This window comes from Bacillus sp. DB-2 (assembly GCF_003315125.1).
Lineage (GTDB): Bacteria > Bacillota > Bacilli > Bacillales > Bacillaceae_G > Bacillus_A > Bacillus_A mycoides.
In genome coordinates this window covers 143,709-168,018 of the sequence record NZ_QNRN01000007.1, presented here as the reverse complement: position 1 = coordinate 168,018, position 24,310 = coordinate 143,709, and the positions used below count along the sequence as shown (strand labels likewise).

General features: G+C 35.1%; 24 protein-coding genes and 1 other annotated feature. Of the genes, 14 read left to right on the top strand and 10 right to left on the bottom strand.

The window, feature by feature from the left end; genetic code table 11:
• Positions 1–4: 4 nt before the first annotated feature.
• Positions 5–799, bottom strand: coding sequence for a hypothetical protein (locus tag DET63_RS13985; RefSeq protein WP_113937034.1), 795 nt, complete (start codon positions 797–799; stop codon positions 5–7).
• A gap of 173 nt (positions 800–972) precedes the next feature.
• On the opposite strand from DET63_RS13985, the gene deoD reads away from it, so the two are divergent.
• The 4 genes from deoD (at position 973) to DET63_RS13965 (ending at position 4,646) form a co-directional block, all read left to right on the top strand.
• Positions 973–1,680 (top strand): purine-nucleoside phosphorylase, encoded by a 708-nt coding sequence (gene deoD / locus DET63_RS13980; protein ID WP_000110707.1) that lies wholly within the window; start codon positions 973–975, stop codon positions 1,678–1,680.
• Positions 1,681–1,881: 201 nt separating this feature from the next.
• A complete protein-coding gene (locus tag DET63_RS13975) occupies positions 1,882–3,693 on the top strand; it encodes a sensor histidine kinase (RefSeq protein WP_113937033.1) in 1,812 nt (603 codons plus the stop codon).
• Positions 3,694–3,800: 107 nt separating this feature from the next.
• On the top strand, positions 3,801–4,331 hold the full coding sequence (locus DET63_RS13970; RefSeq protein WP_000806230.1) for a tyrosine-type recombinase/integrase: 531 nt from the start codon (positions 3,801–3,803) through the stop codon (positions 4,329–4,331).
• Positions 4,332–4,451: 120 nt separating this feature from the next.
• Positions 4,452–4,646 carry a DUF3924 family protein gene (locus DET63_RS13965; RefSeq protein WP_002011737.1) on the top strand — a complete coding sequence of 65 codons (195 nt, stop codon included), beginning with the start codon at positions 4,452–4,454 and terminating at the stop codon, positions 4,644–4,646.
• Between the two features lie 368 nt (positions 4,647–5,014).
• Here the strand turns inward: DET63_RS13965 and DET63_RS13960 are convergent, their stop codons facing one another.
• On the bottom strand, positions 5,015–5,860 hold the full coding sequence (locus DET63_RS13960) for a DUF72 domain-containing protein (protein ID WP_113937032.1): 846 nt from the start codon (positions 5,858–5,860) through the stop codon (positions 5,015–5,017).
• 160 nt (positions 5,861–6,020) lie between these two features.
• Between DET63_RS13960 and DET63_RS13955 the strand changes: the two genes are divergently transcribed.
• From DET63_RS13955 to DET63_RS13945, 3 genes are all read left to right on the top strand, one after another.
• A complete protein-coding gene (locus tag DET63_RS13955) occupies positions 6,021–7,286 on the top strand; it encodes an ATP-binding protein (RefSeq protein WP_002126365.1) in 1,266 nt (421 codons plus the stop codon).
• A gap of 257 nt (positions 7,287–7,543) precedes the next feature.
• Complete coding sequence (locus DET63_RS13950) at positions 7,544–9,409, top strand: Gly-Xaa-Xaa repeat protein (protein ID WP_113937031.1); 1,866 nt, start codon at positions 7,544–7,546, stop codon at positions 9,407–9,409.
• 219 nt (positions 9,410–9,628) lie between these two features.
• A complete protein-coding gene (locus DET63_RS13945) occupies positions 9,629–10,066 on the top strand; it encodes a hypothetical protein (protein WP_113937030.1) in 438 nt (145 codons plus the stop codon).
• A 165-nt stretch (positions 10,067–10,231) separates the two neighbouring features.
• Here the strand turns inward: DET63_RS13945 and DET63_RS13940 are convergent, their stop codons facing one another.
• Positions 10,232–12,271 (bottom strand): transglycosylase domain-containing protein, encoded by a 2,040-nt coding sequence (locus tag DET63_RS13940; RefSeq protein WP_113937029.1) that lies wholly within the window; start codon positions 12,269–12,271, stop codon positions 10,232–10,234.
• Between the two features lie 311 nt (positions 12,272–12,582).
• On the opposite strand from DET63_RS13940, the gene DET63_RS13935 reads away from it, so the two are divergent.
• From DET63_RS13935 to DET63_RS13925, 3 genes are all read left to right on the top strand, one after another.
• On the top strand, positions 12,583–13,203 hold the full coding sequence (locus DET63_RS13935) for a DUF47 domain-containing protein (RefSeq protein ID WP_000231445.1): 621 nt from the start codon (positions 12,583–12,585) through the stop codon (positions 13,201–13,203).
• Positions 13,204–13,214: 11 nt separating this feature from the next.
• Positions 13,215–14,213, top strand: a complete 999-nt coding sequence (locus tag DET63_RS13930) for an inorganic phosphate transporter (protein ID WP_002030715.1) — start codon at positions 13,215–13,217, stop codon at positions 14,211–14,213.
• A gap of 117 nt (positions 14,214–14,330) precedes the next feature.
• A complete protein-coding gene (locus tag DET63_RS13925; protein WP_002086690.1) occupies positions 14,331–15,131 on the top strand; it encodes a sulfite exporter TauE/SafE family protein in 801 nt (266 codons plus the stop codon).
• Positions 15,132–15,424: 293 nt separating this feature from the next.
• On the opposite strand, the gene DET63_RS13920 is transcribed toward DET63_RS13925, so the two are convergent.
• Complete coding sequence (locus DET63_RS13920) at positions 15,425–15,652, bottom strand: hypothetical protein (protein WP_002086691.1); 228 nt, start codon at positions 15,650–15,652, stop codon at positions 15,425–15,427.
• Between the two features lie 170 nt (positions 15,653–15,822).
• Here DET63_RS13920 and DET63_RS13915 point away from each other — a divergent pair, with 170 nt between their 5' ends.
• Entirely contained in the window at positions 15,823–16,335 is a 513-nt protein-coding gene (locus DET63_RS13915; protein WP_002086692.1) for a Crp/Fnr family transcriptional regulator, read from the top strand.
• A 30-nt stretch (positions 16,336–16,365) separates the two neighbouring features.
• Here DET63_RS13915 and hmpA read toward each other — a convergent pair whose 3' ends face one another.
• From hmpA to DET63_RS13900, 3 genes are all read right to left on the bottom strand, one after another.
• On the bottom strand, positions 16,366–17,574 hold the full coding sequence (gene hmpA / locus DET63_RS13910) for an NO-inducible flavohemoprotein (RefSeq protein ID WP_113937028.1): 1,209 nt from the start codon (positions 17,572–17,574) through the stop codon (positions 16,366–16,368).
• A gap of 220 nt (positions 17,575–17,794) precedes the next feature.
• Positions 17,795–18,313 (bottom strand): hypothetical protein, encoded by a 519-nt coding sequence (locus DET63_RS13905; RefSeq protein WP_113937027.1) that lies wholly within the window; start codon positions 18,311–18,313, stop codon positions 17,795–17,797.
• 114 nt (positions 18,314–18,427) lie between these two features.
• Positions 18,428–19,525, bottom strand: a complete 1,098-nt coding sequence (locus tag DET63_RS13900; protein ID WP_113937026.1) for a site-2 protease family protein — start codon at positions 19,523–19,525, stop codon at positions 18,428–18,430.
• Positions 19,526–19,677: 152 nt separating this feature from the next.
• Here DET63_RS13900 and DET63_RS13895 point away from each other — a divergent pair, with 152 nt between their 5' ends.
• A complete protein-coding gene (locus DET63_RS13895) occupies positions 19,678–19,875 on the top strand; it encodes a hypothetical protein (protein WP_000776287.1) in 198 nt (65 codons plus the stop codon).
• A 128-nt stretch (positions 19,876–20,003) separates the two neighbouring features.
• On the opposite strand, the gene DET63_RS13890 is transcribed toward DET63_RS13895, so the two are convergent.
• Positions 20,004–20,855: a YhfM domain-containing protein gene (locus tag DET63_RS13890; protein WP_113937025.1), complete on the bottom strand. Its 852-nt coding sequence runs from the start codon at positions 20,853–20,855 to the stop codon at positions 20,004–20,006.
• A gap of 108 nt (positions 20,856–20,963) precedes the next feature.
• Between DET63_RS13890 and DET63_RS13885 the strand changes: the two genes are divergently transcribed.
• Entirely contained in the window at positions 20,964–21,740 is a 777-nt protein-coding gene (locus tag DET63_RS13885; RefSeq protein WP_113937024.1) for a class I SAM-dependent methyltransferase, read from the top strand.
• 39 nt (positions 21,741–21,779) lie between these two features.
• Here the strand turns inward: DET63_RS13885 and DET63_RS13880 are convergent, their stop codons facing one another.
• The gene (locus DET63_RS13880; RefSeq protein ID WP_000880630.1) at positions 21,780–21,989 is read right to left on the bottom strand and encodes a hypothetical protein; all 210 of its coding nucleotides are present in this window, start codon (positions 21,987–21,989) and stop codon (positions 21,780–21,782) included.
• A gap of 262 nt (positions 21,990–22,251) precedes the next feature.
• Positions 22,252–22,510, top strand: a binding site (T-box leader).
• 57 nt (positions 22,511–22,567) lie between these two features.
• On the opposite strand from DET63_RS13880, the gene brnQ3 reads away from it, so the two are divergent.
• Entirely contained in the window at positions 22,568–23,923 is a 1,356-nt protein-coding gene (brnQ3, locus tag DET63_RS13875; protein WP_113937023.1) for a branched-chain amino acid transport system II carrier protein BrnQ3, read from the top strand.
• Positions 23,924–23,947: 24 nt separating this feature from the next.
• Here brnQ3 and DET63_RS13870 read toward each other — a convergent pair whose 3' ends face one another.
• Positions 23,948–24,304: a DUF3992 domain-containing protein gene (locus DET63_RS13870; RefSeq protein WP_113937022.1), complete on the bottom strand. Its 357-nt coding sequence runs from the start codon at positions 24,302–24,304 to the stop codon at positions 23,948–23,950.
• Positions 24,305–24,310 lie beyond the last annotated feature (6 nt).

Below are 24,310 nucleotides of genomic sequence, written 5' to 3'. Positions count from 1 at the left end.
GTACTTAGCTGTTTTTTCGTTTTTGCACTTGTATACTAAACTCCTTTTCATACTTCTTACCATTTATATAGAAATCCCCCCATATTTTATATGTTCCTTCTTCTGGAAATGTAATACGATATTGTAATTGCTCATCCGTATCAACAGGAATGGCATATAAAAAATGTCCCCTCGTTTCATCAACGATATATAGCGCGTTGACTTCGCCTCTCCCTGAATTTAATTTCAGCTTTTCTCCCTTTTTCGCTTGAAACTGAAATGTTAATGTCGTTGCCTCATTCGGATGTAATGCACCAAATAAAAGAGACACTTGATGCTCTCCTATATTTTTTGTAAGTACAGTATCGACAGGTAGTTTCTTTTTATTCTTGTCCTTGTTTGTCTCCTTTTTTTCTTCACCAAAATCTTTCTTAGCAAATGATTCCACTGACTTGTTTTCATCTTCATACAAAAATATCGTGTACTCTTCACCTTTTGCTACATCTGAAGATAGCTTATACGATCCATTTCCAGCAAATATAGGCTTCGTTTGTTGTATGTTTTTCAAATTCCCATCCACTATCACTGCTCGAATTTGATCGTTCACACCACGAACTTCATTATTCATTTTATTTAGCAATTGAAACGAAATATCGACTTTTTCATTTCCTTCTTTATTCTTCACATCCCATTTCACTTCTTGAACATCTCCGGTCGTTTCTACAGTTTCTTGATATTTTTTTATGTAAAATCCTCCTGCCACAATAAGTACTAGTGCAATAAGCCCAATGACAAGATTTTTCAAAATATCACCTACCATTTTTATTTTCTTTATCCATGCAAAACCTCTTAAATATATATTCTAGATTATGATTTATGAAATCCTCCTCTTTTGCACATATTACAAATAAAAAAGATTTTAATTGAAAGGAGTCGTAGTGTATAATGCAAATGATATTGATTTCTATCAATACATTATAAGGAGGATTTTTCATGAGTGTACATATTGAAGCAAAACAAGGCGAAATTGCTGAATCTATTCTATTACCTGGTGATCCATTACGTGCAAAATATATTGCTGAAACATTTTTAGAGGATGTTACTTGTTATAATAACGTGCGTGGCATGTTAGGTTTTACTGGAACTTACAAAGGAAAGCGTGTATCTGTTCAAGGTACAGGCATGGGTGTTCCTTCTATTTCTATTTATGTAAACGAATTAATTCAAAGCTACGGAGTGAAAAATTTAATTCGTGTTGGGACATGTGGTGCAATTCAAAAAGATGTTAAGGTACGTGACGTTATTATTGCGATGACGGCTTGTACAGATTCTAATATGAATCGCTTAACATTCCCGGGTTTTGATTTTGCTCCTGCTGCAAATTTTGATCTTTTAAAGAAAGCTTACGATGCTGGAACAGAAAAAGGATTACACGTTCGTGTTGGTAACGTATTAACAGCAGATGTATTTTATCGTGAGAGCATGGACATGGTTAAAAAACTTGGAGATTACGGTGTATTAGCAGTAGAGATGGAGACGACTGCTCTTTACACATTAGCAGCTAAATATGGTGTAAATGCATTATCTGTATTAACAGTAAGCGACCATATCTTCACGGGTGAAGAAACAACATCTGAAGAGCGTCAAACTACATTTAACGAAATGATTGAAATCGCTTTAGATGCAGCAATTCAGCAATAGTACACTAAAGAACTCGTCATACGTCTGGCGAGTTCTTTTTTATGCTAAAATACTTCTATAGTCACTGTACCGTCTCTTTATGTGACTTTCTATAAAAAACTACTTTAGAGAGAGACAGATTTATCCCCTCTACTTTTTTGTAACCTTTGTTATAATTAAGAAATCATTTATATTACAGTATTTTTCATACGAGGTGAAACAGTGAAGAACAGAAGCATCGTCTTTAAACTATTTTTATTAACATCAACTTTATTTACAATCATATTTCTCCTTTTTTTCCTTGGACAATCTCTATTTTTAGAGAGGTTTTATATTAATAAAAAAATAAAAACCGTTCAAACGGCTTTTGAAAAATTCGTAGATAATTATGAAAAAAGCGACAAAAGTTTTGAGGAAATCAGAAAGCTAAAACAAGAATTTCACGATAAAACGAATGCTGAAATGCAATTTTTAGATTCTAACGGCATTATTAAAAGTGAAAACAATTACTACATTGAGGTAATTAACCCTAATAACAATAAAACCTATTCCATCCCACTTAATAATCTTTTAACACCCGAAGAATATAATAAATTCGAAAATTTAGGCTTAAAAAAAGAGGGCATGATTCACGTAGAGGGATTTTTACAAGATAATATAATAACGCCACTAGAACTGACGACTAATTATAATCGATGGCGAAATGAAAATGGCAATTCGGATTTTCAATCAATTAGTGGTAACCCCTCTAAAAATCGACTCACAAATCGATATAAAACTACGTCTCAGATCAGTTTTACCGGTGTGATATCTAAATTACATATCCCTTCCAAATCTGAGGTTCGCCTTGCAAATGATTTTGAAACATTACAAGCTGTTGAATATTTTGCAAGTACTATTAGACAAGGTACTTCTAATTCAAATCAATTAAACACGTATATTTTAGATAGTGGGGAAAATATAAAAAACAGTGTCTTTGTAAAGCCTATTATGGAAAACGGAAAAATTAAGGATTACGCTTTTGTGATAGCATCTTTACAACCTGTTAATGAAGCGATGCTCGTTTTAAAAGATTATTATGTCTATGCCTTAATTATCGTGTTTCTCGTTATTATTTTGTTATCCTTCTACTACTCAAAAATCATTGTTAAACCATTAATTAAGATAAATCGTGTTACAAAAAAAATGGCAAACTTTGATTTTAGCGAGAAGTTACCTGTTACGGCAGACGATGAAATTGGCGGGTTATCAAGTGGTATTAATACACTCTCTGTAAATTTAAAAGATCGAATCGACCGATTAAATGTCGCCAATACAAAATTACAACAAGATATTGAACGCGAACGTCAATTGGAAAAAACGAGAAAAGAATTCATTTCTGGTGTATCTCATGAATTAAAAACACCACTTAGTGTTATTCGTAGCTTCGCTGAAGGTATTCAAGATGGCGTAAGTAAAGATACGACATATTATACAAATGTTATTTTGGAAGAGACAGATAATATGAACAGGCTCATTGTTGAAATGTTAGAATTAGCAAAACTAGAATCAGGTACGTACAAACTAGAAATGTCGACATTCTCGATCGGTGAATTAATTCAACAAGTCTATACAAAATTATTATTTAGCATGGAGGAAAAACATTTACAAGTGGACATCCATGCTGACTCTTCTCTATTTGTTAAAGCAAATCGTAGCCGTATTGAGCAAGTCGTTGTAAACTTACTTAGCAATGCAATTCGATATACTCCAGATGGTGAAAAAATACACGTCTCTGTTATAGAAACGGAAGATACAGTGAAAATCAAAATTGAAAACACAGGTAATCCTATTCCAGAAGAAAGCCTTGAAAAAATTTGGGATCGCTTCTACCGTTTAGACGCTTCTCGTAGCCGTCATACTGGGGGTACTGGCCTTGGGTTATCCATTGTGAAAAACATTTTAGATCTCCATCACGCTGAATACGGCGTGTATAATACCACTAATAGCGTTGTATTTTATTTTAATTTACAAAAAGTAAAAGAAGTCAAATAATTTGTCTTAATTTCACTAGGAGTTCACATGAAATTCACACTCTCCCTTTATAGTAAGAAACAAGTTAATCCTTTCCTTTACACATATAAAAGAGGAGAGTGCGTGAAATGAAACAAGCAGGACAACCTATTCAAAATGAAAAACAATTAGAAACTATCAAAAATATACTTTTACAATCTTCGAAACGTGATGGCTTATTATTCGTATTAGCTGTAAATTCTGGCTTAAAAGTAAGTGAAATCTTACAATTAAAAGTTAGTGATGTAATCGATGAAGACGAAAATGTTCGCCATTCCATTTTATTTTACAATGAAAAAGTAAAGAAACATAAATGGTTTGCTGTAAATGAAGACTTACAGCACGCAATCGAAGACTACATGAAAGAACGTAAAACTTGGAAACGTAATGAACCATTATTAAAGTCTCAAAAAGGAACAAAGTCTATTACGAGACAACATGCATGGTACATTTTAAACAAAGCTGCAAAAGAAGTTGGATTAGAAGGGATTAGCTCACATACACTTCGAAAAACTTGGGGCTATTGTGCATACAAATCAGGTGTTGATATTGCATTTTTACAACACTTCTTTGATCACAGTACTCCATCCAAAACTTTAAAGTATATCGGTATTGCTTAATAACTCTTATACATAAAAAGGTTACCATTTGTAAATTTGGTAACCTTTTTTATGTTTCATATTCTCTTTTCTTGTCTCTCCTATACTGTAGTGGTACTCTAATAGTAAGGGGGAGAAATTATGAACACATTAACAATTGAATTACCGAAAGAAACGGCTGAAAAACTTGATTTATTAAAGAAATCTTATGAAAAGAAAACAGGTGCTACAATTTCTGAAAGCACTCTCGTTCAAACACTTATCTCAAAGGAATTTATCCAAGCGATAACTCCTTTTGATTTACAACAAATCATCAATGGAAAAGAACAGCAGTAATTGCTGTTCTTTTTTTATTACTATTTAAAATATAAAGTGAAACTTTAATCAGTGGGGGTTTTGTTCATCCCCCACTGATTATTAGCCTTCACCAATCGGGCGCTTACGGGCAGCAGGGCTCCCACCTAACTTCTTTGCTCCAGCCGAATTTTGAGGTAGGGGTTTTACTGCCGCAAATAGCGGGATAAAAAGTTTTTTACTTATTTTCCGAAAAACCATTGACAATGATAATGATAACCATTATCATTTATTATGAAGCCAACAATTGATGAATCAACCAAACGCTCAGTAACATTGTTACCCCTCTTTTTCATATAGAAAGGCACTGTACATTCCCCCTGTTTGTACAGTGCCTTTCTTGTTTATCATCATTCAAACAAATTTAATTGCTCAGGCTTCGGCTCACCATATGTAATGTTCATCATTTTCATAAGCTGTTTCGCATTATCCACTGCATCTCCGCCCGAATTATTATTAAACAATACAAATATATCCTTCGTCTTCTTTTTCAATCGCTCTAATCGTTCTACCCATTCCGCCAATTCTTTACTATTATAACGATATAAACAGCGAACCGCTCTCCAATTTTCTCCTTTATCCAGCCAACCATGAACATTTCGGCCATGAAAACGTATTAACGTCATGTCCGAGTTTGTTGCCTCTAATATAAGCGGTACTGATCCTATTCCAGCCTGAGGCTCATCGCAAATTGTATGAATCCAGTTTTCTTTTTCTAAAAACTGTAACGTCTTATCTCTCATTTCTGGATAAAACCATGTTTGATTTCGAAATTCTATTGCACATGGTAAATCTTCCATTTTTTCTTTCGTGTATCGAAGTAAATCTACATTTTTCACTTTACAATCAAACCATGGTGGATATTGAAATAAAATCATTTTTAATTTATTTGCTTCTATTAAAGGAAGAATGGATTGTTTATACACATCAAACATCTCATCGAACGTAGAAAAAGGGATTTCCCCTTTCATATGTCCTGTCATTCCTTGATAGGCTTTTACTATAAAAGAAAAATCTTTCGGCGTTTCCATCGCCCATTTTGTATAATTCCGCGCAGGTTGTATCGCATAAAATGAACTATCTACTTCCACAATGGGAAAATGTTCACTATAAGTTCGCAATTTATTTCTATTTTCATAGGTATTTATATATAAAGAATCATGATCTCCCCACCCTGTCACTCCAATGAAAAGCAAATATATCCCTCCCTTTTTAACTTCACCTTCTATCCATTCTACTCACTTCCCGGACATTTCAGCTAATCAATTTCATTAAGTAGCCCCTTCTTTAAGAGTATCCGTATAAAAATATGATATACTAAATGGAAGAATTTTTAAATTGAGGGGTTATTTATTTATGCTTCCAAACGATGATATTGTATCTCATGAAAAACGAATAGAAGAACTAGAAAATAAAGTGCGGTTATATGAAGAGCTTGTGAATCAATTACCACATCATTTCACATACAAAAATCCACATATTGGTTTACAAATAAAGAAAACGAGAACGACTCATTCCATTCAAAACATACAAAAAGAGAATAAAAAGGCTGATTTTCAACTTACTTGCGATTCATTATTTTTATTTGAACAACTTGAAACATACTTTGTTCATATTTTTGATGCTTTTTCACATCATGTCACCTTTGTTGATAGTAAAGGAAATATAACTTTATGTAATCAAGCTGCAGCAGATGATTTTGGTGTAGTACGAAATGATATAATTGGAAAGCCAATTCAACAATTACTAAACTTGCCAGAAGAACAAATTAAAGCGATTGAAACATTAAGAACAGGAACAGAAATATATAATGAAGAAGTGTTAGACAAAAACTATGGTATTTTAAACAATCGAATTATTCGGGATTATAACGGAGAGATTTTTAGAGTTATTAGTGTCTTCCATTATTTAAACACAGAACGTGATGCAGAAAAATTTTCATTAGCAGGACGAATCGCAGCTGGGATTGCTCATGAAGTACGAAATCCCCTTACAACGGTACGTGGATACTTGCAATTTCTACAAGATAACGTTTCTCCATCCAATAAAGAATTGTTTAAAAGTCTACTCATTCCTGAACTAGATCGTGCAAATAGTATTATCACAAAATTTTTAGCCATTTCAAAAACGCGTGAATTTACTAGAGAACCTTTTCCCATCAATACGTTTTTACGCGAATATATTCAACAACTACTTGCTAGTGAAGTTTTTTTACACAACATTTCTATTGACTATGAATTTTCTACGGAATTAGATGGTGTACTTGTCAATATCGATCGTCATGAACTTGTGCAAGTTTTTTTAAATTTATTTCAAAATGCTATCGATGCTCGAGGCGAAAGACCTCTTTCCATTCAAATCTCTAGTTATCGCCTAGATAACTTTGTTCGGATTACTTTCACAGATAACGGAACTGGGGTTCCTCCAGCTATTCAAGAATATATCTTTGATCCATTCTTCTCAACAAAAGATTCAGGAACAGGACTGGGCTTGTCAGTAACGAAGAAAATTATTCAAAATCATAACGGTACATTAAAAATGTCTAGTAATCAAAACGGTACAACTTTCACTATTTCTATTCCAATTTTACCTAAAGCGAACTATGAACGAATTAATCATTAAAAAGGTTGGGCTGTTCCACGAACTGCACGCAAATTGTTAGATATAATCTAACAATTTGCGTGCAGTTTTTTATTCTAACCTGTTCTTTTTTAACTCATATAAATCTTTCTCTATCTCTTAATTGTTCTTTGTTTTCACAAGATAGGTAAACTGCTTATTTTTTTAGAAATAGTAGTTTGTCCCTCACGAATTCAGTCTAGTTTTCATTTTATTATATAGTAACGACTATTTATTCTATAAAAGAAAGGAATGAACAAATGTCCAACAAAAATAAAGGGAAAGTGTTTTATGGTAATGATTGTTGCGAAGTAAGAGCTTGCAGTTATATTAACATCTCTAAGGCAGAACTAAAAGAGTATGCTAGACTTCTTCAAGCTCTTGGTCAAAGTATTCAAGCTGTATTTCAAAACCCTTCTCAAGATAACATCGATAAACTAATTGCTCTCCTGAATAATCTTCAAAAATTCCTCAGTTGCTTAAATTTATCACCTGCACAAGAAAAGATTGGTAGTTCTATTATTGCTAACTTATTAACTATCCTAAAGTCCTCACCTTTCTCATGCGGAGCATTGTACGTTGAACTACAAAGTTTGCTTAATTATTTATTGTATATTGCTAAGTTATTCAAAATCGATTGCTGTACTATCGATAAACTAGTTAAGCTCATTACAGAAATTCAAGCTATCCTAGTTCAATATGGATCAGGTTGCCTTGGTGGAGGAACAATAGGACCTACTGGACCTACTGGACCTCAAGGACCGGCTGGCGCTCGGGGTGCTACTGGACCTCAAGGACCTCAAGGACCTCAAGGTATTCAAGGGACTCAGGGACCGGCTGGTGCTCAAGGTGCTACTGGACTTCAAGGACCTCAAGGTATTCAAGGTCCGGTTGGTGCTCAAGGTCCGGCTGGTGCTACTGGTGCCCAAGGTGCTCAAGGTACTCAAGGTCCGGCTGGTGCTACTGGTGCTCAAGGTGCTCAAGGCGCTCAAGGTCCGGCTGGTGCTACTGGCGCTCAAGGTGCTCAAGGCGCTCAAGGTCCGGCTGGTGCTACTGGTTCCCAAGGTGCTCAAGGCGCTCAAGGTACTCAAGGTCCGGCTGGTGCTACTGGTTCCCAAGGTGCTCAAGGCGCTCAAGGCGCTCAAGGTCCGGCTGGTGCTACTGGTTCCCAAGGTGCTCAAGGCGCTCAAGGTCCGGCTGGTGCTACTGGCGCTCAAGGTGCTCAAGGCGCTCAAGGTCCGGCTGGTGCTACTGGCGCTCAAGGTGCTCAAGGTACTCAAGGTCCGGCTGGTGCTACTGGTGCTCAAGGTGCTCAAGGCGCTCAAGGTCCGGCTGGTGCTACTGGTGCCCAAGGTGCTCAAGGCGCTCAAGGTACTCAAGGTCCGGCTGGTGCTACTGGTTCCCAAGGTGCTCAAGGCGCTCAAGGCGCTCAAGGTACTCAAGGTCCGGCTGGTGCTACTGGTGCCCAAGGTGCTCAAGGTGCTCAAGGTACTCAAGGCCCGGCTGGTGCTACTGGCGCTCAAGGTGCTCAAGGTACTCAAGGTCCGGCTGGTGCTACTGGTGCCCAAGGTGCTCAAGGCGCTCAAGGTCCGGCTGGTGCTACTGGCGCTCAAGGTACTCAAGGTACTCAAGGTCCGGCTGGTGCTACTGGCGCTCAAGGTGCTCAAGGTACTCAAGGTCCGGCTGGTGCTACTGGTGCTCAAGGTGCTACTGGACCGTCGGGCACACCAATCCCTGTAACTATAGCAGCAATAGGAAATTCTAATCCACAAACTATATCACCTGGAACGAATATCCAATTCAATCAAGTTTTCGAACTAAATAATCTCATTTTTAATGACACTTCAGATACTTTAACTATTTTAGAAACAGGAGTATACGATATTAGTTTCTCAGCATCTACAACCTTCCCGGGTTCTTCACCATTTGGATTCGGTATTTCATTCAACGGTCAACCACCTACTCGTAATTTTTCAACTAACGTTATCGGTAGTGCGGTTTCTTTCTCCACAATTGTTACTTTAACAGCTGGTACAACCATCTCTGTACAACCTACAGTAAATACTATTTCCATCCCTAACACTGGTGACACAACAGCTACACTATCAGTCTTCCGAATTTACTAATTTTAGTTTTCATTTTATTTTTGAACGACCAAGAATGTTTGATTTATAGTAATTTGTATTATTTTGATTGTATGTTAAATCTTTCTTTTAATAAAAAGGAGCACTTATTTTGGAGGATAAGTGCTCCTTCTTTACGTTTCTTTACTTCAAATTTACTCTAGCTTAATCCTCTTTTTGTATGATGAATAGTGAAGACAAAGACATGAAAGAGGGATGACAATGCGAATTATATCACTGACACGTTTTTGGTTTGTTCTTATGGTATGCATAATTTTATGTATAGGGTTTCTTTTAACTCTAAACTATTCAAATGTTTCAAAAGCAGAAAGAAAAACCATTCCATACGAACTTCTGTATACAAAACAAAACAACATCCCGTATTCCTCTTCCACACAAAATGAAAAAAAAGTTATAAAAGGAATGCTTATTACAGAAGCTTCTAGTTATGAAAACCTACTTCAAATCGCTGAAACGATTAAAGATCAATATAAAAATAAAGACGTTGATGAAATAACACTCTCTATCCATAATGAAAATACTGGAAGTTTCGAAGAGGAATTGCCATATGAACCTATTAGTAAAGGAATAATAACCGTCACGTATGATTCTCAATCCTTCGGTAGGACCAATGTTACGCTAAATAAACTGAAGCTTTAATCCGTGGCGCTTTTCCCATCCCCACGGATTATTAAGTTAAACCCATCAAATTTTTATAGGCAGCTCGATTCTCACCTAACTTCTTTTCTGTTGCCGCATTTTGAACCGAGATAAAACCGCTCATTTCTCATAAAAAAGAGGCGAACTCGCTATTCGCCTCTTTTTTTACCAAAATGGAATCCACTCTTTCACTTTATCTATCCATTCATTTTGCTGTTCTTTTCTTTGTTGTTCCTCTTCTTTTCGTTTTTTCTCTTCTTCTTTCCTTCGTTTTTCTTCCTCAATCATTTTTAATTGTTTTGTATAATCCGCCTCAGGTATTAGTGATAACTGAAATGCCTTTTGAGTTGGATTTCCATTCGCTTTCTTCATAATATCCCGGAACATTGTCGTTGTAATTTGGCTGCCTCCTGGCACATAATGCTCACTATCCGTTTTATCATACCCTACCCAAATCGCACCTACTAAATCCGGTGTGTATCCAACAAACCACGAATCCTTCGCACCAGTGCTTGGTCCATTTACAAGCTGGGTAGTCCCTGTCTTGCCTGCGGTATCGATATTATTAACTTTCGCTTTTTCCCCTGTTCCCCTTTCAATAACACCTTTTAATAAGTATGTCATCTTTTGGGCAACTTTCTCGTTCGTCACACGAGTTTCTTTCTTATACCATTTTCCAATTGTTTCCCCTTCAGCATTTTGGATTTCTCTAATGGCATGAGCTTCTACTTGGACACCATCATTTGCAAGTGCGCTATACGCTTGAGCCATTACAAATGGTGAAGTCCCTACATGCATACCTCCTAAAGCAATCGGATACGTATGGTCTTCAGGCTCTAATGGAATACCAAACCGCTCTAAAGATTTCAATCCTTTATCTAATCCAATTTTCTCTAATAGCCAAACTGCTGAAACATTATATGACTTTGCCACCGCTTCATACATCGTCACATTACCATGGAACGTATGATCACTATTTTGTGGTGCATATTCTTTAATATTAAACGGTTCATCTTTTAAGACATCGTATACTTCATATCCTTGTTCTAACGCTGGTACATACACTGCAAGAGGCTTTAACGTTGAACCTGGCTGTCTTTTTAATTGTGTTGCATGATTAAACTGCAAAAATTGATAAGGACCTCTGCCTCCAACTAAAGCCGGAACACCGCCAGTTTTTGGATTCATAAGGACCACTCCAGTTTGCATAAGCTGATCTGAGCCACTATCTTTAAAATAACTATCATTATTCACAACATCTTCAACCGCTTGTTGTTTTTTCGAGTCAAGTTCCGTATAAATACGATAGCCACCTGCTAAAATTTCATTTTGTGTTAATTCATACTTGTCCATCGCTTCTCTAACAATATAATCTACGTATTGAGAATATTTTCCCTTATATTTATCGTCAACACCACGTCGTAATACAAGACCTGATTCTTTCTCCTGATTATATTGTTCTTCAGAAATATATCCTTGCTCCTTCATTAAACCTAATACGACATTACGTCTTTCAATTGATTTATTAAAGTTTTTATACGGCGAATACGCAGATGGCGCTTTAATTAATCCTGCAATCGTTGCGGCTTCTGAAATCGTTAAGTCTTTTACTTCTTTATCAAAATAAGATTTAGCTGCTCTTTTTATCCCCCAAGCACCTTCACCAAAATAAATTTGATTCATATACATTTCAACAATTTCATCTTTCGTATAAGTACGTTCTATTTTTTTCGTTAGAAAGTATTCCTTTATTTTACGCGAGAATGTACGGTCTTGCGTTAAAAATACATTTTTCGCAAGTTGCTGTGTAATTGTACTACCACCTGCCACAACTTCACCGGCTGTAATGTTCTTAAATACAGCACTTATAATTCCACTATAGTAAATACCATGATGACTAAAAAATTCCTTATCTTCTACTGCAACAATTGCTTGAACCATAATATCAGGAATATCTTTCCTTTTGACCCCTTCTGTTTTAGAAGAAGCTAATTTAGTCGCAACTTCATTATTTGCATCATAAATTAAAGTCGGTTGTGGAACAGCTTGTTTTAATTCAGATATATCTTGAATGGAAATTATTATATTTACAACAATAAATAGAGTAGCAAGTAAACTTCCCAGTACAATTAATGAATTGCGTAGTTTCTTCCTCTTATTGAACCACTCAAGCGTTTTTTTAAAGTGAGTGTTCTTCAATTTCATTGGTTCACTTCCTTCATTTGTTTACACTCTTCTTTTTAAAAGGAAGAATATACCTCCTTTTAAATTTATTATAATAACGTAGTCGTTCCTATAGTGTAAAGCTTTTCTTTCACATTCATACTTTTTGCAAGAAAAGGACATTCTACAAGTAAGATATTCATCGTTGAGTATTAATATTATTAATACAACAATGAGAGTTATGTTAAGTTTTTGTAAACTTTTCGATAAAATGTTTTAAAAAACGACAGTTTTTTGTTAGAATTGATTAGCCAATATATTTTACATATATTACTTTTGTGGGGGTAACAATAATGGTCTTTAAATCAAAAAAAGATAAATTTTCTGAAATGCTTATGAACGTTTCCGAAAATTTAAAAGAAGGCGCGCAGTTTTTCGTGGAGTATAAAATTAAAAATGCTAGCGATTTAAAAGAGTTTTCTATGCGCATGAAAGAGTATGAGTCAAAAGGTGACTCATTCATTCACGAAATCATTATGGAGCTAAACAAAGCGTTTATTACTCCTATTGAACGTGAAGACATCCTACAACTTGCAATGAGTATGGATGATGTATTAGACGGATTAGATCACAGTGCTGGTCTATTCGAAATGTATTCTATTACAGAAGCTGATGAATACATGATTAAATTCGTTGAAGCAATTAATCAATGTGCGATTGAGATTGCAAATTCTGTTGAACTACTTTCTAAAAAGAAATTAGTCGATATTCGTACAAATGCGATCAAGATTAAGGATTACGAGTCACAATGTGATGATATTCGCCGTCATGCGATTAAGCACTTATTCTCTCGTGAGAAAGATCCGATTAAGATTATTCAATTTAAAGAGATTTACGAAGAGCTTGAAGAAGTAGCTGATAGCTGTCAAAGCGTTGCAAACGTATTAGAAACAATCATTATGAAGAACGCGTAAGGAGTTTGATCATGGATACACTCTTGATACTGACCGTTTTAGTAGTCATTTGCGCTTTAGCTTTTGACTTTATCAATGGATTTCACGATACAGCAAACGCTATTGCAACGGCTGTTTCAACGAAAGCTCTAAAGCCTAGACATGCAATTGTTATGGCAGCTATTATGAACTTTTTAGGTGCGATGACATTTACAGGTGTAGCAAAAACGATTACAAAAGATATTGTTGACCCGTTTGCTTTGCAAAATGGTTCTCTTGTAATTTTAGCTGCTTTGCTTGCGGCAATAGTCTGGAATTTGATCACTTGGTACTATGGCATTCCAAGTAGTTCTTCGCATGCAATCATTGGCGCAATCGCTGGTGCAGCAATTGCTGCTGCTGGTATTAGCGCATTAAACTATAAAGGGTTTATAAAAATTCTTGAAGCTTTAATCATTTCACCGATCATCGCTTTTGTTATTGGTTACATCGTATATAGTATTTTTAAAGTGGTATTTAAAAACTTTAACTTAACGAAAACGAACAAGAACTTCCGTATATTCCAGATTTTCACCGCTGCATTGCAAGCTTATACGCACGGTACGAATGATGCACAAAAAGCAATGGGAATCATTACGATGGCTCTTATGGCCAATAACTATCATACTTCTGGCGATATCCCTTTCTGGGTACAATTATCTTGTGCAATCGCAATGGGTCTTGGTACTTCTGTCGGTGGTTGGAAAATTATTAAAACTGTCGGTGGACAAATTATGAAAATTCGTCCTGTAAATGGTGTAGCTGCCGATTTATCATCATCACTTGTTATTTTCGGCGCAACATTTATTCACTTACCGGTTAGTACGACGCACGTTATCTCTTCTTCTATTTTAGGAGTTGGTGCTTCACATCGCGTGAAAGGTGTAAAATGGGGAACTGCAAAACGCATGTTAATTACATGGGTTATTACACTTCCTATTTCAGCTTCTTTAGCTGCATTATTTTACTACTTATTACACTTAATCTTTTAATCAAAAGTCGTCTTCCTTATTTTTCTAGGAAGACGACTTTTTTGTGAACAAGCCTATTTCTTATTAAAAAGCGTGTATAATGATTGATGGATAAGTTATATAGAGGAGTTGGCAATTTTGGAATACATCATGTTACTTTTCATTGGATTAATCGCCGGGACAGTCGGGAGCCTAGTCGGACTTGGAGGCGGAATTATTATCGTTCCGTTATTAATTGGATTACACAGTTTATCACCACAACTCGCAGTAGGAACTTCTATGGTAACAGTCGTTTTTACAGGGCTGGCTTCTACCCTTACTTATATGAAACATAAACGGGTAGATTATAAAAGTGGACTTATTTTATTTATCGGGAGTGGCCCTGGTGGTATTATCGGATCATGGGCAAACAAATTTTTAAACCAAGATACATTTTCTTTATACTTTGGGATTTTTCTTATATTCGTCTCCATTCTTCTTATACTACGAGACAAATTGAAACCTCTTTCCCTATCAAATATGACTGTAATTAAGCGATCTTTTACAGATAACGAAGGAAATACTGTAGACTATCAATTTCCACCATTTCTCGCTATCTTTATTGCCTTTATAGTTGGATTTATATCCGGATTATTTGGAATCGGTGGTGGTGCCTTACTTGTGCCAGCGATGATGCTCCTTTTTGCGTTCCCAGCACACATTGCTGTAGCAACTTCAATGTTTATCGTATTTCTCTCAGCAATTGTAAGTTCTTTAACTCACATCTCTCTAGGAAATGTCAGCTGGGCTTATGCATTAATTCTTATTCCTGGTGCATGGATTGGCGGAAAAATCGGGGCTTATATTAACACAAAATTAAGCGGTAATGCAGTAATTAATTTATTACGTATCACATTAATTATTCTTGGAACTAGATTAATCATTACTTCATTTTTATAACGCGTTCTTTCTAGAATGCGTTTTTTCTTATACACATGAATATAAAAAGGCTCCTAGGAGAACAAATAAAACTAAACAAACACTTAATAGCATAAAATTTGAAATATGTAATTTCTTCAAGCTGATCACTCCTATAGCTATGACTGTTATCTTTATGATAGCGAAAAAACAGTTATCTTACAGTTACAAAGCGCTAACAATGCAAAATCATTTATTACAAATTTTATCCTTATATTTCATTTCTTTGTATAATCTATCGATTCAATAAAAAAAGATGTCATATTGACATCTTTTTAGTGAAGAAGTGACCATCCCATAAAGTCTTCATGTACTTGGCACGCCCTCTTATCCTTTCGATCATATAATTCAGCATAACTATCTGTTTCTTCATCATAAGCCATCGTATAAATAATTTGGCCGTCTATTTCAACGGATAAAACGACTCCACCTTTCATCTCTTCTACATGAATGATAGCATTCGCCGGAATTCTCATATCCGTCATCTTCATCGCATCTAACAATATACTAAACCCCCTACAGCGTATTCATTGCTAGTACTATTACACACTAAATAGTATACTACTGTAATAGCATACATTTCGTCAATGAAATTGCTGTTTAAAAAGCATATTGTCTTTATACATATACGCTAAAATATAAGAAATAGAAATGTTTTAATAGGGGGCTAACATTGATTCTACATAAGGGAGATGTATTATTCCGTCAAGGTGAGGACGGTCCATTATATTTTATAAAAACAGGTTTATTAAAAGTTATTCGGTTAGAAGAAGACGGAACACCATTTTTATTTAATATTATCGTTCCTGGTGAAACGATACCTCACCATTCTTTAATTTCACCGAAGGAATATCACGGTACAGCTATCGCTTTAATGAAAACAGAAGTTGAGCCTATAATTAGCAATGAATGGTACGACAAACTTCAGGCAAATCCTGCATCATATGAAAATATCGCTATACAATTACAATCGAAGTTAAGAATGATGCAACAGCGTATCGATCAATTGACAACTGTCTCTCCTAAAGAGCGCCTTCATCGTTTACAAGAGTGGTTCACCTTTTATTTAGGTGACATCCCTATTTATGAAATATTAACACAAACTGAAATTGGTCAGCTCATAGGTGTACGCCGCGAAACAGTAAATCGCTTACTTAGAGAACAAGCAAAAAACGAGGTAAAATAATACCTCGTTTTTTTGCTTGGCAACGTTAACCTATTGTAAGCTTGCTGCGGGACCGAAAAATTCATAATGAATGTTCTCTTGTTTAACACCCAAATCAATTAATGCAGTATTTATATGTTTCATAAATGGTACTGGACCGCAGAAATAAAATTCTGCTTCAGTCGTTGGAATAATAGTTTGTAACCATTCACGTTCAATGAATCCTTCTTGATCAAAATTCTTCATTTCCACATCTTGCTCTGTCGGTGAAGAATAGCAAGTATATGCTTTAACTTGTTCATACTCTTTTTCTACTGTCTCAACATGCTCTTTCATCGCATGTGTATTACTATTTATCGCCGCATGAACAAAGCATACATTACGCTTTGATTCTTGTTCAATTAACGTATTTAACATACTCATCATCGGTGTAATACCTACTCCACCACTAATTAGTACGACAGGTAATGTTGACTCCATATTTAATACGAAATCTCCCGCTGGTGCACTTACTGGTAAGACATCTCCTTCCCCTACATGATCATGTAAGTAATTAGATACTTTACCATCTGGTGTATCTACACCTTTTTCTTTCTTTACACTAATACGATAATATTCTTTTCCAGGAGCATCAGATAAGCTATATTGACGATTATGCGTATATGTTTCACCTTCAATATTTATTTGAATCGTTACATATTGTCCTGGGATGAATGAAGAAACTTTCCCGCCATCTTCAGGTTTTAAATAAAATGATGTAATAACATCGCTTTCCTTCACTTTTTTAACAATCATAAAGTTGCGGAAATCTTTCCATCCACCTTCTTTATGTGCAGCTTCTTCATACATACCCGCTTCAATGCTAATGAATGCATCAGCAATGACGCCATACGCTTCTCCCCATGCATTTAAAACTTCATCAGGTGCGCCTGCGACCTCTTTAATCGCTCGTAGTAAGCATGTACCTACTATTGGATAATGCTCTGCTTTAATACCTAAACTTCTATGCTTATGACCGATTTGTTTTACAACTGGAATAATAGCTTCTAAATTATCAATGTACATTGCAGCTGCATATACAGCATTTGCTAACGCTTGTTGTTGTCTTCCCTTTTTCTGATTCGTATGGTTAAAAATATTCAATAACTCCGGATGTTCCGAAAATAAAATTTGATAAAATCTCGTTGTAATTTCAACGCCTTTTTCTTGTAATAACGGTACTGTTGACTTTACGATTTCAATTGTTTTTGCACTTAACATTGTATCCCACTCCTCTATTTCCTTAACTGTTTTTAGTTTAACTGAATTGTATAATACATATTGTGATTTTAATCACTATTAACATGGTGTTTTTGTGAAAAATATATGAACAAAAACATATTAAATAAATTTTAACTAGTGGCGTGCTCCCATACGCTACTAATTATTAGCCTCATTAATTGGGCTCAAAAAAAGGCTAACTAGAATTCTAGCTAGCCTACTACTTCGTTTGTATCGCTTGTTCAATTACTTGTATATTCTGCCCATCTCCAAACTCGGTATACCCCCATACATTCGTCTCACCTTTATATTTATTTACAAGTATATCCAAGTCATGATATACGCGATGAGCATAGACTACATACTCAATATTCTGAAGCCCCACACCTTTTTTTACAATTTCATAACTTCTATTCACATCGCGTTTTATTTTTTCATTTTTTATTTCTTTATGTATATTTTTTAAAGAAGGTTCTTGCTCTTGAAACCATTGTTTAAAATGTTTCCAATCCCCATCTGTATATTTCTCTGCCTTACCGTAGTTCAAGAAATTATTATAACTTTCATGTGTCGTACGAACAAATTCGAGTGTCTTCTTCTTCTCTTGCACATCTTCTATTTGTGCTACTGTATTTACTCCAGCAGACTTATTCGCATAATACAATAGTACTTTCATAAGACTATAGCTCGCTATTGCCATTACAGTAATAGCTACCAATACACTTAACAATTTCTTCATATACAGAACTCCTTTTCTACTATGAATATTACAATGTACTGTTACACTTGTAACATTCTCTCGCAGAAATGTAATTCCTGTTTAAATCCTCCTTTTCATTTCGACACTATTTTTCTACAAACTTCTCCTTGGTAAATGCTCTTGTAAAACAACATAACCTTCATAAGCTGTATAACCGAGTATAGCCATTAATCCGATATAACAAGCAAATACTGTCCATTTCGTTTTCGTATCGACTTTATAATAATTTTCTTGTTGTTCCTTTTCTGTTTCCCATTCATTTAATTTTCTTTCTGACATTTCAAATGCTTCTCTTATATGAATTGTATGCATTTCTTTTTCATCTTCATATGGGACATAATCAAGTGGCTCAAATTTTGGTAAAAGGTACTCTAGCACTTCAATCTTTTGAAGTTCTCCTGTTTTTAATTCTTTTTCACGTTCTCTTTGTCTTAATACATTCATTTCATGGTGAATCATATAAATCGTTCGATGCACCGCATCAGTTTCTTTTAATTCCTCTTCAAGCCTAGTAACATATTCTTTCATTCCATCGATTTTATATCCTAATTCCTTAATCGGCTCATCTCTCTTTATTACTCTATATAGTTCCATACAGCCGATAATAAAAATAAATCCTCCTAAAATACTCTTGAAGTAAATAGAATAGCCGAGTAGTAAAACTAGCCCTGCCCCCCAAATTTTCGTGCTTACAACTGAAATTATTCGTCCACCATCTAATGGAGAAACTGGAATTAAGTTAAAGAAATTAATCATACTTCCAAGTAAAATAATAAGCGCCCAAAACGGCTCTTTCGTGATTATATACAGTGGGATCGCGGGTAAAAATGAAAGCAATCCGAAAAGAGGTCCCATATATGCAATGTAAGCTTCATCTTTTGCATTTTTCGGCATCTCTTTCATCCCAATAAGAGCTCCCATAAATGGTATGAAGATTGCTGGCGATGTTGGTATCCCTTTCTTTCTCGCTGCCCATAAATGCCCCATCTCATGTACAAACAATAAATATACGAGTGCTACCCCAAACTTCCAACCATATATGACTGCGTATGCACCAAGCGATAAAAACATACTAAATACTGTTGAAAATTTTGCTAACTTAAAAATTGCAAATACCCATTTTAACTTAGATAGTAAAAATAACCCTATTGCAACTATAACTCCCCATAATCCTTTTTTATTATTTTTCATATTCCTCTCCTTTATCTCGCTTTATTGAGTCATATACACTCATCAAAACTTATTCTTTTTCTCTATTATGACATATTTTTTTCTATTGTTAGAAATAATGTTTATTCCATCCATTTTTAGCCAAAAATAAAAATAAAAGGAGGTAAATACAAATGAAATTACAATCTCTTATGATAGGCGCTCTATCGTTTTTAGCTTCAACTCTTATTTTTTATACCGTCAGCTACGTATTATTATTAGATTGGTTGCCAAATCACTTATTTATAGCCCTTATTATTCTTTCCGCTCTTATGATTTCCTTTCTAATTACACGAAAATCAATGAATGAGCCATCTGCAAAAGCAAAATAATAGAGGGGATCTTTCCCCTCTATTATCATTTCCTAGGAAAGGCCATATAGACTTTATGATTCTTACTACCCTCTATTTACGGGCAGTAAGAATCAGCGGGGGATGCCCCCACTGATTAAAATTTCACTTTATCTTTGTAAATTCATTTTTTCACCATACTCTTTAACAATTTGAATAATGTTTTGAAATGCTCCTACTTTTTCTTTCTTACTATTTAATATTTGTAAATCGTGATTATCATAATAGGTTTCTAGTGATTTTAATTGTGATTCTGAAGCATCTTTTATCGGAACAGTAACATTCAACTCATACTGTTTATACCCTTCCTTTACTTTTTCAGCTGAAATTATTTCACTCTCTTTTGCGCCAATTAATTTTTGAACCTTTTCCGGGAAAATTAATTGCAAATAATATTCTTGTTCCTTCGCTAACTTATTATATAGTGATTGTGAAATCGTATAACGTACTGTATAATTCATTTTTTGATCACCCGCTTTAATATGAAACGCAGTAATCTGCAAATCTTTTTTCGTTATTTCCGTTAAAGGCCCTACCTGCATCTCATCTTCTTTTTGTTCTGGAATCTTTGGAAAGATAGCCAAAAGCTTTTCCGTATCTTTTTCGTTAAGCATATACATATCTTTCTTATATTGAATCCATCCTCGGCGATCTTCTCCTCTTAACCATGCATAATATGTTTCTTTTTTTCCATCACTACTAATTTGTATTTCATATTCCGGTTCACCAAAACTACCCGTTACTTCTTGTTTTTCCGCTTTGTTTATAATATCCACCACTAACTCCGCATCTATTTTCTTTAATTTTTTTTCTTCTGTACCTTTTTGTATAACAGTTATTTGTAATGGTTCTTTCACTTCATTCACTGTCTCCTCTACTTGTTTCGATTCTTTCTTTTGCTCTGCTTGACCACACGACGCGAGTAAAATAACACATAAAACCATTAAATATTTTCCTTTCAAATCGATTCTCCTTTTCCAATAAGAAATTCTTATAATTCTCATACATAAAACAAAAACGTTACATTATATAGAATGAGCTATACTATACAATGAAGGGAGGATTTTACAATGTCCATTAATTTTCATGATGCAAATAATAAGTATACGTATGCAAGTCGTAACGCACATATTTCATGGCAGGAAACAATAAACAATATTGTAGATGTGCAAAATAAACAAGTAATTGATATAGGTTGTGGTGGCGGCATTTACACGAAAGAACTTGCTCTTATGGGAGCCAAAAGTGTTGTTGGGCTTGATTTTTCAAAAGAAATATTACAAGCTGCAAAAGAAAATTGTAACGACTTCCCAAACATTTCATTCATTCACGGTGATGCACATAATATCTCATTCCCTAATGAAACATTCGACCTTGTCATTTCTCGTGCAGTCATTCATCATTTACATGATATTCCCACATTTATACGAGAGGCTTCTCGCATATTAAAAAAAGACGGTATACTTATTTTACAAGACCGAACTATTGAAGATTGTACAATTCCAGGAAGTCCTGAACACCTTCGTGGATATTTTTTCTCTGTCTTTCCAAAACTCATTGAAACAGAAGCGAAAAGAAGACCAAAAACCACTACTATTCAGCAAGAATTACAACAATATTCTCTTCAAGCGTTCCCCATACAAACACAATGGGAAGTACGAAAAGTACATGATTCTGTAGAGGCTTTGCTACAAGATTTATCTCCTCGAACAGGCCGATCCATTCTATATGAACTAACAGATAATGAACTTTCTCAACTTCTACATCATATCCAAACGGCATTACAAAACGTCTCTCCTATCATCGAAAGAGATCGTTGGACAATTTGGAGCGCGAAAAAATTGTAAGGAAGGAAGCCTCACAAAGTAATGTGAGGCTTCCTTCTTTCATAATCTAATTTTGCAACACTCTTGATACCCTCCACTCCTGGCCTGTGCACTTCCACACTTCGGACATACTAAATATCTAGACTGATTTGTCAACAAACTACCTTTTTGAAAGAGTAAAACTTCTGCTTGTTTAAACGAACGCGAATAATATAACCACATAAAACCAATTATAGCAATAATGCCAAATAATACTCCCATCGCAAGCATTTCAGTCACCTCTTTTGGTTTGTTCTTTCCAGCAAGTGGATTGTTGTATTATTCTCTGCAAATTCAAACAATTCCTTCCTTACTCCTATAAATATCGATTTTCTCCATAATCTTTACAATTCTCTATAATGTTTTACAGCATTTTTACAAATAGTATTAACCCTTATATTCTCAGCTATATTTCTACAGGAAAGTCTATTTCCCAAAAAATATGTTGACTTTCTAAAAAAAACGTGTGAAAATACTGTCAGAATACTTGAATTAAAATTCATTGACGAGAACGAGTACGTTATAGGACTGTTCCCCAGAGAGTTGGCGATTTGCTGAAAGCCAACGTTCAGTGCTTAACCGAAAATCATCTCCGAGAAGTAGAACCGAATGCTAAAGTAAGTTCTTACCGGATGTCCCCCGTTACAAGGAACACGTATCATGTTGTACGTTGCAAAGCCGTATACATATAGATTTATTTCTACATGTATAAATTAGGGTGGTATCGCGGGTAATTATAACTCGTCCCTTTCTTTAGGGACGAGTTTTTTGTGTTCTTACAATGAATTTACAAAAAAGGAGGAAAAACAATGAACACTGTATCAAAAAAACATGTTTTTTTCACAGGCCTTATGCTATTTTCTTTATTTTTTGGGGCAGGAAATTTAATTTTCCCTCCAATGCTTGGACAAAATGCTGGTGAAAACTTTTGGCCAGCAATGATTGGTTTTTTACTAACAGGAGTCGGCTTACCACTACTTACTGTTATCGCTATTTCTCTATCAGGAAATGGAATGCAACAACTTGCAAGTCATGTTCACCCATTATTCGGAATATTCTTTACGGTAGTTGTATACATTGCAATCGGTCCATCTATGGGCATCCCACGTGTTGCTAATGTCGCTTATGAAATGGGGGTTAGTTCTTTCTTACCAGAAACTATTCGCTCTAGCAGCCTAGTGCTATTTTTATACACAGTCATCTTCTTTTCTATCGTATTTTGGCTTAGTTTGAACCCTTCTAAGCTCGTCGATCGTATCGGAAGTGTATTAACACCTATTTTATTACTCTCTATTTTTTTATTATTCGTTAAGAGTGTATTTACACCCCTCGGGCAATCTGGACCAGCCATACAAGAGTATCAAACTTCTCCAATTTTCAAAGGTTTTATGGAAGGATACTTAACGATGGATACCATTTCAGCACTTGCATTTGGGATTATCGTTGTAAATGCAATTCGCTCAAAAGGTGTGAGTGATCGTAAATCAATTGCCATCGCTACAGCAAAAGCAGGACTTATTGCCGCTACTGGTCTCGTACTTGTATATGGTGCACTTGGCTGGCTCGGTACAACTAGTGTCTCTCTCGGATACGCAAAAAATGGAGGACAGCTACTTACCGTTATCGTACAACAATTATTCGGTCCATATGGTCTAATTCTGTTATCTCTTATCGTTACACTTGCTTGCTTAACAACATGCGTTGGACTTGTATCTGCGTGCAGTCAATACTTCTCAACATTATTGACAAAATTTTCATACAAAATGTTAGCAAGTGTCATTTGCTTGTTAGGATTATTAGTTGCCAACTTAGGTTTAACAAAAATTATCGCCATCTCTGTTCCTATTTTACTTGTTGTATATCCAGTTGCAATTGTACTCGTGTTATTATCATTACTTCATAAATACTTCGGTGGCTATCGATCTGTTTATGTATGTGCTTTAATCGGAACAGCAGTTGTTAGCGTTTTTGACGGATTAAAACAAGGGAATATTCCTGTTTCATTTATCACATCTTATTTTGAGTTTATTCCATTATATAATGAAGGAATTGGCTGGTTAGTACCAGCGTTAGTTGGGGCTATTATCGGTTTTGCTATCGCAAAATTAAGTGGTGCAAAAACAGTACCATTAACGGAGCATTCACCTGAATCGAAAGTATCATAAAAAAACTCCCATTTCGGGAGTTTTTTACATTTGATAAGAAGTATGATTAAAGCTACTTACTTTATAAGCTTTCGTATAGTAATCAATATTCGTATCCACTGTTTCTACTTTTACAACATCATAGCAATCTTCTTGCTTCACTAGAAATAAATAATATTCTTCTGTTGCCTCAATAATTGCAATACGATCTGTTTCAATATCATATTGTTCACAAAGTGCTTGCAACGCATTCACATAGTTACCTAATTTTTTCGTTTCATCCATTCCAAATATCGTTTGAACTAACATACACTCTCTCCCCTTTGTATGTACTGTTAACACCTTAATGATAACGTTTACATAAATAACCGTCAATAAAAAGCTTTGACCATATATAGTCAAAGCTTC

Coding starts and splice junctions, on each gene's coding strand:
- DET63_RS13905 (WP_113937027.1), bottom strand. CDS start 18,313: ATGAAGAAATTGTTAAGTGTATTGGTAGCTATTACTGTAATGGCAATA.
- DET63_RS13950 (WP_113937031.1), top strand. CDS start 7,544: ATGTCCAACAAAAATAAAGGGAAAGTGTTTTATGGTAATGATTGTTGC.
- DET63_RS13940 (WP_113937029.1), bottom strand. CDS start 12,271: ATGAAATTGAAGAACACTCACTTTAAAAAAACGCTTGAGTGGTTCAAT.
- DET63_RS13935 (WP_000231445.1), top strand. CDS start 12,583: ATGGTCTTTAAATCAAAAAAAGATAAATTTTCTGAAATGCTTATGAAC.
- DET63_RS13945 (WP_113937030.1), top strand. CDS start 9,629: ATGCGAATTATATCACTGACACGTTTTTGGTTTGTTCTTATGGTATGC.
- DET63_RS13985 (WP_113937034.1), bottom strand. CDS start 799: ATGGTAGGTGATATTTTGAAAAATCTTGTCATTGGGCTTATTGCACTA.
- DET63_RS13895 (WP_000776287.1), top strand. CDS start 19,678: ATGAAATTACAATCTCTTATGATAGGCGCTCTATCGTTTTTAGCTTCA.
- DET63_RS13965 (WP_002011737.1), top strand. CDS start 4,452: ATGAACACATTAACAATTGAATTACCGAAAGAAACGGCTGAAAAACTT.
- brnQ3 (WP_113937023.1), top strand. CDS start 22,568: ATGAACACTGTATCAAAAAAACATGTTTTTTTCACAGGCCTTATGCTA.
- DET63_RS13970 (WP_000806230.1), top strand. CDS start 3,801: ATGAAACAAGCAGGACAACCTATTCAAAATGAAAAACAATTAGAAACT.
- DET63_RS13955 (WP_002126365.1), top strand. CDS start 6,021: ATGCTTCCAAACGATGATATTGTATCTCATGAAAAACGAATAGAAGAA.
- hmpA (WP_113937028.1), bottom strand. CDS start 17,574: ATGTTAAGTGCAAAAACAATTGAAATCGTAAAGTCAACAGTACCGTTA.
- DET63_RS13900 (WP_113937026.1), bottom strand. CDS start 19,525: ATGAAAAATAATAAAAAAGGATTATGGGGAGTTATAGTTGCAATAGGG.
- DET63_RS13930 (WP_002030715.1), top strand. CDS start 13,215: ATGGATACACTCTTGATACTGACCGTTTTAGTAGTCATTTGCGCTTTA.
- DET63_RS13880 (WP_000880630.1), bottom strand. CDS start 21,989: ATGCTTGCGATGGGAGTATTATTTGGCATTATTGCTATAATTGGTTTT.
- DET63_RS13885 (WP_113937024.1), top strand. CDS start 20,964: ATGTCCATTAATTTTCATGATGCAAATAATAAGTATACGTATGCAAGT.
- deoD (WP_000110707.1), top strand. CDS start 973: ATGAGTGTACATATTGAAGCAAAACAAGGCGAAATTGCTGAATCTATT.